Source organism: Thermoclostridium stercorarium subsp. stercorarium DSM 8532 (assembly GCF_000331995.1).
Classification (GTDB): Bacteria; Bacillota; Clostridia; order DSM-8532; family DSM-8532; genus Thermoclostridium; species Thermoclostridium stercorarium.
In genome coordinates, this window is sequence record NC_020134.1 from 1,460,910 (window position 1) to 1,471,139 (window position 10,230).

Consider the following 10,230-nt stretch of genomic DNA (forward strand, 5'->3'; position numbering starts at 1 on the left):
TATCATTCCTGTTTCTGCAAAAAATGCTTTAACGCCCATTCCAGTTCTTCGGTGTTAACCCAGGTATCCCTGCATGGGCCGTGGGGTCTTTTGTTAATTATACCGTAAACGGGGATTTTTTTCACATCAATAATCCCTGACGCTAGATCTCTTTCGCAGGCAACGGCCACAACAAGGTCAGGCTTTAAGTCCTTTATGGCTTTTCGCGCAGAGGTTCCTCCAGTGGCAATCGCTATATTGACTCTGAACTTCCTGACCAAATCCTTTATTTTTCCGAGGGTACACCTGCAACACTGCCTGCATTCATTAAGCCCTTCACGGATGCGATGAGCACATTCCGACCATTGCAGGCAATGAGGCAGTATAACAAGCAGTTTCTCAGGCAATACTTTTTTGTCAAGGGATAAAACATATTTGTTGTTTGCCTTTATGAAAACTTTTCGTATTTCATCCTTCCTGTAACTGAAAACGTCGCTTACGAACAGCAAAAAAGGCATATAAACTCTTAACGCGACGTTCATGAAAAACCGGGTGAAAGCGCCGTTATTTTTTTTGTCACTTTTCCGGTCGTTAACAAGGCTTGTGTTAACGGTAAAAAATCCAGCCAAAAGCAATGCCAATACAATAAAAAGTAAAAATGCGGTACAGACAAAAATAATTTTAAAAAACTCGGCACCCAGGAATACCGCAGAAGTCAATATTGATGCAGAAAGCACAAAAAAAACCAAAATAACGCCTAATGAAAGGTTTCTAAAGTGGCTGTTCCTGTTCAAATCGATCCCCCGGTTTGATTTCATGTCCGCACAAATATTGCTCCACTGTCATCCTTTTGCCGTTGTCACACTGAATTTCCAAAACATTAACCGCACCTTTCCCCGCCTGTACCGTAATAAAACTTTTCCCCACCTCTATTATTGTTCCCGGCTTATTACCCGATATTAGTCCAGCATCCCGCACTTTTGTTTTCCAGATACGCATCCGCTTGCCGTTAAGGTATGAATATGCCCCGGGCCATGGATCGGTACCGCGTACCAGGTTATGTATGGCCGTGGCATCTGCATCCCAGTTTATTCTGCCCGTTTCACGGACAATACGTGGAGCATACGTGGCTTCTGCCTCATTCTGCGGTATAGGTGTAATGGTTCCCTTTTCAATCCGGCGGATTGTTTCAAGCAACAGTTCGGCTCCGATTATGGACATCTTATCGTGAAGTTGTCCTGCTGTCATGTCATCATCAATTGGAATTTCCCTTGAGAGCAGTATGTCCCCTGCATCCATTTTCAGAACCGTCAGCATTGTTGTTACGCCTGTTGTTTTTTCACCGTTTATTATTGCCCATTGAATCGGGGCGGCGCCACGGTACTTCGGAAGTAACGAGCCATGGACGTTAACGGTTCCGTATTTTGGGATATCCAATACCTTCTGGGTTAAAAACTGTCCAAAAGCGCATGTTACAAAAAGGTCAGGGGCCATTTCCTTAAGTTGCTGAACCGAATCGCTGCTTCCTATTTTTTCAGGCTGCATTACAGGTATATTATATTTAAGTGCACATTCCTTTACCGGAGAAAATGAAACCTTGTATCCTCTTCCTCTTGGCTTGTCGGGCTGCGTTACCACGGCTACGACATCCATTCCGTTATTAATCAAAATTTCAAGGCTTGGAACGGCAAATTCGGGTGTCCCCATGAAAACAATCCTCATATCAACACCTTCTCTTTAATTTTCATTGTCCATATCTACATACCGTATTACTTTATCCTCAAACAGTATTCCGTCAAGATGATCCATTTCATGGCACAATGCCCGTGCAAGCAGGCCCGTCCCTTCGATTGTGAAGGATTCACCTTTCCTGTTAAGAGCCTTTACAACCACGCGTTCCGGTCGCTTCACTTCTCCGTATACCCCGGGGATACTCAGGCAACCTTCAATATCCACAACCTGTTCGGCCGATTCTTCGATTTTTTCCGGGTTAATCAGGACAATCGGCCCTTCGCCGACGTCTATGACGCATATTCTTTTAAGAACGCCAACCTGCGGCGCGGCAAGACCTACTCCGTTCGCGTCATACATTGTGTCGAGCATGTCATCGATCAGTTCATTTATTCTGTCGTTTATTTCCTTTACAGGTTTACTCTTTTTTCTTAAAATTTCATCACCTTTTTTACGAATTTGTCTAATTGCCATTAAGTTGCCTCCCAACGAAAATAATTTTGCTTAAAACATAATATTATTTACCCCGCAATGATGTCATTATATCATACTATACGGATTAATATCCACCGAAACGGTCCATTCTTTTTTCCGTGAATTGTTATATTTATCGTAGATCCATTCAAGAATATTTGTCATGTTTTTAATCCTCGGATGTTTCAGAACGATGCGCCACCGGTACTGATTCCTGAGTTTTGCCAGTGGTGACGGGGCAGGATCGGAAACAAACATCCCTTCATTCAGGTTCATGTTATTTATTATATCTGAATGGATTTTTTTTATAATTTCCATAGCTGCTTCGCTTTTTTTCGATGAAACCTGAACCAATCCCAGCTGGTAAAAAGGTGGAAGTTTCAGCATTTTGCGAAGTGCGATCTCCTGCCTGTAGAATTCTTTATAATCCTGCTTTATTGCAGCCTGGATGCTGAAATTGTCGGGATTATACGTTTGAAGGACGACTCTGCCGTGCCTGCCTGCCCGCCCGGCTCTTCCCGCTGCCTGTGTTATGAGTTGGAATGTTCTTTCGGTCGCTTTATAATCTCCGCTGCCGAGGAGACTGTCCGCCGAAAGTATGCCTACCAGTGTAACATCAGGAAAATCATGCCCCTTGGCTATCATCTGCGTTCCCACCAGTACGTCAATTTTGTTGTTTCTGAAGGTATCAAGGATTTTTTCGTGACCGCGTTTACCGGTGGTGGTATCCATATCCATACGGATTACCGATATGTCGGAACGAATTTGAGGGATCTGCTCCTCCACTTTTTGAGTCCCGATACCATGAAGATCAATGTTATTACTTTTGCATTCCGGACAAACCGATGGTTTTGCCGTTACAAAACTGCAGTAATGGCATACCAGTTTCTTTTCCGCCTGATGGTAGGTAAGCGAAACACTGCAGTAAGGGCATAATACTATATACCCGCAGTTTCTGCATTGTACGAAATTTGAATATCCCCTTCTGTTAATAAAAATTATGGACTGCTCGCCTGCTTCCTTGTTTTTTATAAGTTCACGGGTAAGAACAGTACTTATTCCGTTCTTTGAGCCCATGTCAGGTTCCTTCCTCATGTCCACAGTAATAATTTCGGGAAGCGGCAGATTGTTCGTTCTTTCATTCATTTCAACAAGTTTTATTTTTCCGGTTCTGGCTCTGTAATAATTTTCTATCGACGGTGTTGCTGAACCGTAGATGAGAAGGGCATTGTTGTATCTGCATCTGAATGTGGCTATGCCTCTTGCATCATATTTGGGAGTTCTGTCGGATTTATAGGATGTTTCATGTTCCTCGTCTATAACGATAATTCCAATATTGTCCAAAGGCGCAAAAACAGCAGAACGCGCTCCGATAACCACTCTGGCTTCCCCGTTTTTAATTCTCCGCCACTGATCAAAACGCTCGCCTATTGAAAGACGGCTGTGGAGCAGTGCAATCTGATTTCCGAACCTTCCTTTGAAGCGGCGTACGGTCTGAGGAGTAAGCCCGATTTCAGGCACTAATAAAATAGCGTTTTTTCCCTTTTCAATGGTCTTGGCTATGGCCTGCATGTAAACTTCAGTTTTTCCACTGCCTGTTACGCCGTGGAGCAGAATCTCCTGAAATCCCCCTGTTTCCATGGCTTCGTAAATAATGTCGAGGGCTTTTTTCTGGGATGGTGTGGGCGGCAAGGGGAGTGTTTCAGGAGCGTCGTCATATTCAAACGGATTCCGTTCAACTTCAGCGTCATAAAAGGCAATATATCCCTTTTTTTTCATGTTATTAAGTGTGTTCTGGGAAAAACCCAGAGCGTTAAGTTCGGCCACGGATATGCTTCCTTCTTCGTAAAGTATTTCCATGATACGTATATAATTCAGATTTTTAACGTTGTTATTTTCTACCAATTCCCAGAATTCTTCCTCATCCATCGCAGGACATGCGTTTTTTTCAGTTTTGGCCCTGGCTTTCATTTGGACATGGCTTTTTATTCTTACAACATTTTTTTCTATAAGCTGATTAAGAATTTTTCTTACAGGTCTGTTGACAATTTGCGTAAGATCTTCCACCGATATTTTTCCGTTGTTGTCAGACAATACTTTAATAATTTCCTGTTCATCCCTGTCAAGGTCTACCCGGTCAGCTGACATAAGTATAACATCTTCCCGGAATAACAGCCCAAGTCCGGTGGGAAGCATGCATCTTATAGCCATATCATAGGTGCATACATACCTTTTTCTCATATATTTGCTTAATTCTATAAGTTCATCTGACAAAACGGGAGTTTCGTCAATAATCTGGGAAATTTCCTTTAAACCTGAAAATTCGCTTGTTTCCTTTACAGCCATTACAAAAGCTTCACACAGCCTGTTCCCTTTCCCGAACGGAACAATAACACGAACTCCCGGTCTGATACAGTCTTTCATATTGTCCGGGACGATATAATCATAAAATTTGTCAAATTCCCTTGTGCTGTTTTGTATCACAACCGACACGTACACTTTTTATACACCTCTGTACATTCTCAGTTTATTTTACATTATTGAATAAATGTTTGAAAGTACAGGGTCAAAATAAAAAAGCCTGTTTGAAACAGGCCGAAAAAAATGCAAATATTGAAATATTAAATGTCTGTTACAGAGCGTACTCTTTTGTAATAAAGTCAGGAATATCCTTAATGTTTCCGCTAATGGAAAATACAAGGCGTATGTTAAACTTATCATGAAGTTCCTTAATTTTTTCAAAGAAAAGCTGATAGTCGGGATTGGGTTCGGCTATCAGATCCAGCCTGTCTATATATAAGGCTGCAATATCGTAGTCTGAGGCAATCAAACCACAGATAAAACCATAGAATGAACTGAGATTTTCAATATTGAACTCTTTTATATTAACAAAACGGATTTCATGCCTTAATGCCGTTATGAGTTCATCGTCACTGTCGATGAAAATCACATGTCCGTGTATGTTGTCAACTATACTGTGGGCGTCTTCTATTAAATATTTCGTTTTTCCGACGCCTTTTGTTCCAAATACTACTTTTATCACAAAATATCTTCCCCTTTAGGCATATATTTCAATTCTTATCTGTTTTAGCTTTCCCTGTTTGACTTGCGTGCATTGTTGTTTTCCTTAAGGTGTTCCATTTTCGATATGGAAACTTCGTAAGCTGTCCTTTCTTCTACAGTACCGTCAGGCAATTTTTTCTGATAGTTCCGACTCTGAATCCTTCCCCAAATTCTGATATTGTCACCAATTTCAAAATTACTCGCATACCTGGCATTGCGACCCCATGCAATACACGGTATGTAGTCCGACTTGTTGTATGCGCGGTTCACAGCCAGAAGAATATCAGCGATTTCACGTCCGAAAGGCGTAGTTCTGTAGACAGGTTTTTTACAGATAAAACCATTTAAGTAAATGCTGTTCGTTACTTTGACATCTTCACCGGGTTCAAAAACTGCAATGTCTCTGGCGAAGACAGTTAACAGAAGTTTACGGCCTCCTTCTCCGCTGTAGTTGTTATAACTTCTGAATTGCCCGTCCACAGCAACCATTTTCCCTACCTCGAATTTTTCCAGAGGCAGTAAACGTTCTGAAAACATTACAGGAATGTAATCGTATGTATTGCTGAGTCTGGGAACTTCTACTGTGAAAGTATAGAACCCTTCACCATAAACTTCATGACTGAATTCAGGCTTTGATATTATGGTTCCGGACAAACTGGCACTATTGTTATCCATAATATTACCGGGCATGGATAAACCCCACTCCTCTCTGTCTTTCGTGTCTAAAACTAAATTCATCTCATGTTAGCTTATTCCACAAAATATGTTTTTAGAAGTTTTATTTTTATTTTTATTTTAAGAGTTTTAAAACTCATAACATTACCATTTCTCCTGTCAAAAAGTAAAGCTGCCTGCAAAACGGGCAATATTAACAAAAAAAGGCTTATCCAGCAACAATCACATCAAAGCCAGAATTGGCTGCAATCAGCCAATTTTATTATACCCATATAAACTTCGTTATGCAATGTTCTAAAAGCATTTTGTTGTAATTTCACCTTTTTTCGGCTATTTTCAGCAATATTTGCCGGTATATTATGTTAAATATAATTAACTAATGGCATTTCCCCTGTTTAAATTCACATCATACAGCACTGCAAAGGAAGCAGCTGCCAATATGTTGTAAGGATCCACAGCAGTACTGTCGATGTTAATCACATACTCTTGGGGTTCTATTTTTCTTCCATTAGCAGTAACCAGCCCGGTTCTTATATAGCACAGAAACCGCCCGCTAATTGAAGGTTCCCCGGTACTTGACGTTGTGATGTTTGAGTCCTTATTAAAACCATAACGTAGCACTCTGCATATTTCATCGGAAAAATTTAACGTTTTAATTACATCTCCGTTTAAAATAATCGTCAAGTTTTTAAAAGATCTTTTGCTGTTGCAGATTATATTTTGAGCAAAAGCCCATTCACTGTAATCATTTATAATTAATGTATCCAGCGGGAGAAAATTTAAAGCATCTTCTATGTCTGAAAATTTGATTTTAATAATGAGAATTTCAGTTCCTGTCTGATTGATTGCCGAACAGTAACTGTTCCAGGTTTCCTTGTTCCTGAAATATCCATACTCTGAAATGCTGACTTTTCTGTTTTCAATATTAAGAAAGTGTTTTATTGTTTCTAAAATATCCTGAGTATTGCTGTTTTCAATAATTCCGGCTATATGCATGCCTAATCCCTGCTTCATTGTCTGTATACTTTGTTTATAACGTGATATTATCTTCTGCAATTATTGATTTGCTATTCAGAGATGTAATCCGGCATAAGTTACGTCACTTCGGCAATATATGTTTTGTCGTTGTCTGCCGCCCGAAGCATCGAAACAAGCTCTGCTGTATCGGTCGAAAACAGCCATCTGTCCATGTCCCTTTCACTTATTATAACCGGCATTCGGTTATGTATTTTTTGAATTTTTTCGTTGGCATCTGTTGTAAGAATTGTAAATGCAGGGAAAACGTAATCATCGCTTTTGCCTCTGAAAAACCAGAAAATTCCTGCCATATAGAAAAGTTTATTGTCAATGCTGATAAGATGTTTTATTTTTTTGTTTCCGCTTTTTTTCCATTCAAAAAAACCCGTTGCCGGCACAAGACATCTGCGTTTCAGGAAGGGTGTCCTGAACATTTGTTTTTCCGATATGGTCTCCGATCTTGCATTAAAAATTAGTTTTTTTCCGTTGGGAGACGGAAACCCCCATTTTACCGCGTGAACCTTTCTTTCTCCACTGTCAGGTGTGATAATGGGAACGGTATCACCGGGGAATATCTCACCGTGTTTTTTGATAAGATGCCGCTCAACCTCTGAAACAAGTTTTGCAAAATCGTCCATTTCCTTTTCCGGAATATAAAATCTCCCACACATAAAAAACAGTCCTTTCCTACGTTAACTTTGGCTTACTATTATTATAATCAACATTTACAGTTTATTAACATACTGTGCGTCTGAATATTTTTAATGCATGAATCTGTGGCAAACGCCTTTTGTACACAAAAATAGGGTTCACGGAATAAAGCACACTAACCATGAACCCCTTTAAACGTATATGGGCAAATTTTTTCAAAAAAATTATTTAAGGATTACAGATATGGCACGGAAAAGCCCCCAACAGCGCGCATTCCCGCCTGTTATCATATATCGTGTCCTTTTCTGTAAGGATAGGGCAATTTTCCCGGTGATAATAGTAAATTCCGTTTATATCCTGCTGAATGAAATAGTAATTTTTTCTTATTATTCTCGCAGCTCCAAGGGCATAACTGTTGAAGCGTTCACCCCTGATTCCAACCGGTATTCCCTGAAAAAATGCAAGAATCCCTATATCCTCAATATTCCTCTGCCAGTTACCGTCCGATATCGAAGGAGGGCTGAAGTGGTAAGCAATTCCATACGTTTTGGCATATTTGTTATGTTCGTTTATGGCGATATTTACGTCCTTTTTGATGGATTCGGCAATTGTTCTTTTCCTTACTTCTTCAAACAGCTCAAAGTCACAAATTAATGTGTCAAACGGGAGAGCAGACGTTAATTCCTCCCTCCTGCCCTCATAAAAAACTTTATTTATGGTATCGAAAACTTTAACGTAATCATCCAGAGTGAAAAGATATACAAATCCTTTTTTTTCATAGAAATATGGCTTTTTCGGTTTCCAAACCATTTCCTGTATTATTTCGCCATTAATATTTTTGTAGGACTCCGCTGAATATACCCAGTACCCGTCGTAATCAATGAGGACTATTACCGGAATATAGGCTTTTAAAACATCCTTTGCCGTTTCATCATGCATTATGCCAAAGTTAACATAAAGTGTCGTGAAAAAAGCTTCCACTGCCTTTTCACGTGAAATGAATATTTTGTTATCCATCCCCCTTACAATCATGGCATTTGATGCGTCTTCTACAGCAGTGTCAAGGTATCTGTTGAGAATCATGCTTTTATATTCGGCGTTTTTCAGATTGTCGTTCTTAATTCTTAGCATCAGGGCAAAAGGCAAGGCTATGGAAACAAAAAGAACAGCCATGTCAGTGATTTTCATCCCGTACCATGCCTCCGTAACTGACAATGATGCGTCTTGCCGGTAGTTCTGAAAAAAGCAGCAGTTGCTGAACCCTTGTAGCAGGCGTTTTGTTTACATTTACGACTTTCACTCTGAAAATATCTCCCTTTGACAAATAATAATACCTGTCGGTCTGACCTGAAAAACCCGGGTTTTCGGGAAACAATCGTTCAAGGATCTCTTCGGTATATGTTATGTTACGATTAATCATATAATCATGCTGAAACGTCGTTATGTCAGCAGGATCTGTATAAACAGGATCTATGCTGTAATGTATATGTTCCATGGTTATTTCATACACATTTCCCGTTGCCGCCAGAGCTTCACAGAACTGCGCATACATAACCGGAGTGATATATCCCAGGTTTCTGACCGAATCAACAAAATCTGTTGTTTCATAAAGCACAACAATTCTTGTAATATCATCCTGCCGGGTTAACATATTTTCCACAGGAAAAATGAAAAACAACAGAATTGATATCAGCATTGCGACGGTTTTGCCAAGTGTTTCAGACAATTAGGGCTCACCGCCTTTTTTTCGGTATTTAACCATAACCAGCTCTCCGGAAGTGTTAAAAACATACTCCACATTGTACTCCGAATCATAATCCACAATGTCGTAATCAAAAGCGCTAATATCAGTATTTTGAGGAATAAGTACCGAATCTACCGAAATATCGGTTTCAAGACCGTTTTTAATACAACCGATGATAAAAGCCCCGGAAACCGTTGAATTTTTCGGGATATCGACGTAATTTGTTTCGTAAACCGGTCCTTTTTCACAAATTTTACTACTTATTGTATCCATTATCTCATTTTTGTTATTATACAGAGTAAAAAAAAGCGTAACGGCTGTTATTATAAAAAAGGCGGCACTGAAATAAGAAATGGCTTTCAGTATATTCTCTTCCATACGATTACTCCCCTTGAACCAGTATTTCATTTCTGGGTAAAAATCAATGCCACAATTTTCCCGTTCTTGTCACGGATAACTTCTCCCGTAAACTTGCCGTTTCTATTTATGTATTTATCGCTTGCTTCATCCATCAGCTCTGATATATTGCTTACCGTTCCGTTCTTTTTAATTTCACCGGTATTGTTGCTGATAACAACCTCATTAATGTACCATGTTCCTGAAGGATTCTTGTTGGTTTTTACCATAACGCCTATATACTCATCCTTAAACCGCCTTATAACATTGACAACCTCGCTGCCGCTTAATTCCATGCCGTCGTAAATGGTATACTGGGATTCCTCAAGTTCGGTGTTTATCCTTTCCAGTTTTCCGATAGTTGCCAATGCGGTACTCTGGCCCGAACGCATCAGAATTATGCCTATTGATACCACAGCCATTGTAATAACTACACCCGCGCCGATTATAATGGCTTTTAATGAATTTTCCATAAAACCACTCCTCCTTATGTTTTATTC

Annotated in this window: 12 protein-coding genes; all 12 read right to left on the bottom strand. The window is 39.9% G+C overall.

Going from position 1 to position 10,230, the window contains the following annotated elements:
- Positions 1-2 precede the first annotated feature (2 nt).
- The 12 genes from CST_RS06370 to CST_RS06425 all read right to left on the bottom strand — a co-directional run bounded on the left by CST_RS06370 (position 3) and on the right by CST_RS06425 (position 10,203).
- On the bottom strand, positions 3-773 hold the full coding sequence (locus tag CST_RS06370) for a DUF116 domain-containing protein (RefSeq protein ID WP_015359024.1): 771 nt from the start codon (positions 771-773) through the stop codon (positions 3-5).
- Positions 751-1,701 (bottom strand): methionyl-tRNA formyltransferase, encoded by a 951-nt coding sequence (gene fmt / locus CST_RS06375; protein WP_015359025.1) that lies wholly within the window; start codon positions 1,699-1,701, stop codon positions 751-753. Before fmt ends, CST_RS06370 begins: the two co-directional genes overlap by 23 nt.
- 15 nt (positions 1,702-1,716) lie before the next feature.
- Entirely contained in the window at positions 1,717-2,184 is a 468-nt protein-coding gene (def, locus tag CST_RS06380) for a peptide deformylase (protein ID WP_015359026.1), read from the bottom strand.
- Positions 2,185-2,250: 66 nt separating this feature from the next.
- Positions 2,251-4,683: a primosomal protein N' gene (gene priA / locus CST_RS06385; RefSeq protein ID WP_015359027.1), complete on the bottom strand. Its 2,433-nt coding sequence runs from the start codon at positions 4,681-4,683 to the stop codon at positions 2,251-2,253.
- 133 nt (positions 4,684-4,816) lie between these two features.
- Positions 4,817-5,227 (bottom strand): P-loop NTPase family protein, encoded by a 411-nt coding sequence (locus CST_RS06390; RefSeq protein ID WP_015359028.1) that lies wholly within the window; start codon positions 5,225-5,227, stop codon positions 4,817-4,819.
- A gap of 44 nt (positions 5,228-5,271) precedes the next feature.
- Positions 5,272-5,937 carry a single-stranded DNA-binding protein gene (locus tag CST_RS06395; RefSeq protein WP_015359029.1) on the bottom strand — a complete coding sequence of 222 codons (666 nt, stop codon included), beginning with the start codon at positions 5,935-5,937 and terminating at the stop codon, positions 5,272-5,274.
- Positions 5,938-6,294: 357 nt separating this feature from the next.
- Positions 6,295-6,936, bottom strand: a complete 642-nt coding sequence (locus CST_RS06400; RefSeq protein ID WP_242823600.1) for a hypothetical protein — start codon at positions 6,934-6,936, stop codon at positions 6,295-6,297.
- A gap of 80 nt (positions 6,937-7,016) precedes the next feature.
- Positions 7,017-7,610, bottom strand: coding sequence for an SOS response-associated peptidase (locus CST_RS06405; protein WP_015359032.1), 594 nt, complete (start codon positions 7,608-7,610; stop codon positions 7,017-7,019).
- A gap of 208 nt (positions 7,611-7,818) precedes the next feature.
- A complete protein-coding gene (locus CST_RS06410; RefSeq protein WP_015359033.1) occupies positions 7,819-8,778 on the bottom strand; it encodes a hypothetical protein in 960 nt (319 codons plus the stop codon).
- Positions 8,765-9,316 (bottom strand): hypothetical protein, encoded by a 552-nt coding sequence (locus CST_RS06415; protein WP_015359034.1) that lies wholly within the window; start codon positions 9,314-9,316, stop codon positions 8,765-8,767. Before CST_RS06415 ends, CST_RS06410 begins: the two co-directional genes overlap by 14 nt.
- Complete coding sequence (locus tag CST_RS06420; protein ID WP_015359035.1) at positions 9,317-9,712, bottom strand: hypothetical protein; 396 nt, start codon at positions 9,710-9,712, stop codon at positions 9,317-9,319.
- Positions 9,713-9,738: 26 nt separating this feature from the next.
- Complete coding sequence (locus CST_RS06425; protein ID WP_015359036.1) at positions 9,739-10,203, bottom strand: hypothetical protein; 465 nt, start codon at positions 10,201-10,203, stop codon at positions 9,739-9,741.
- Positions 10,204-10,230 lie beyond the last annotated feature (27 nt).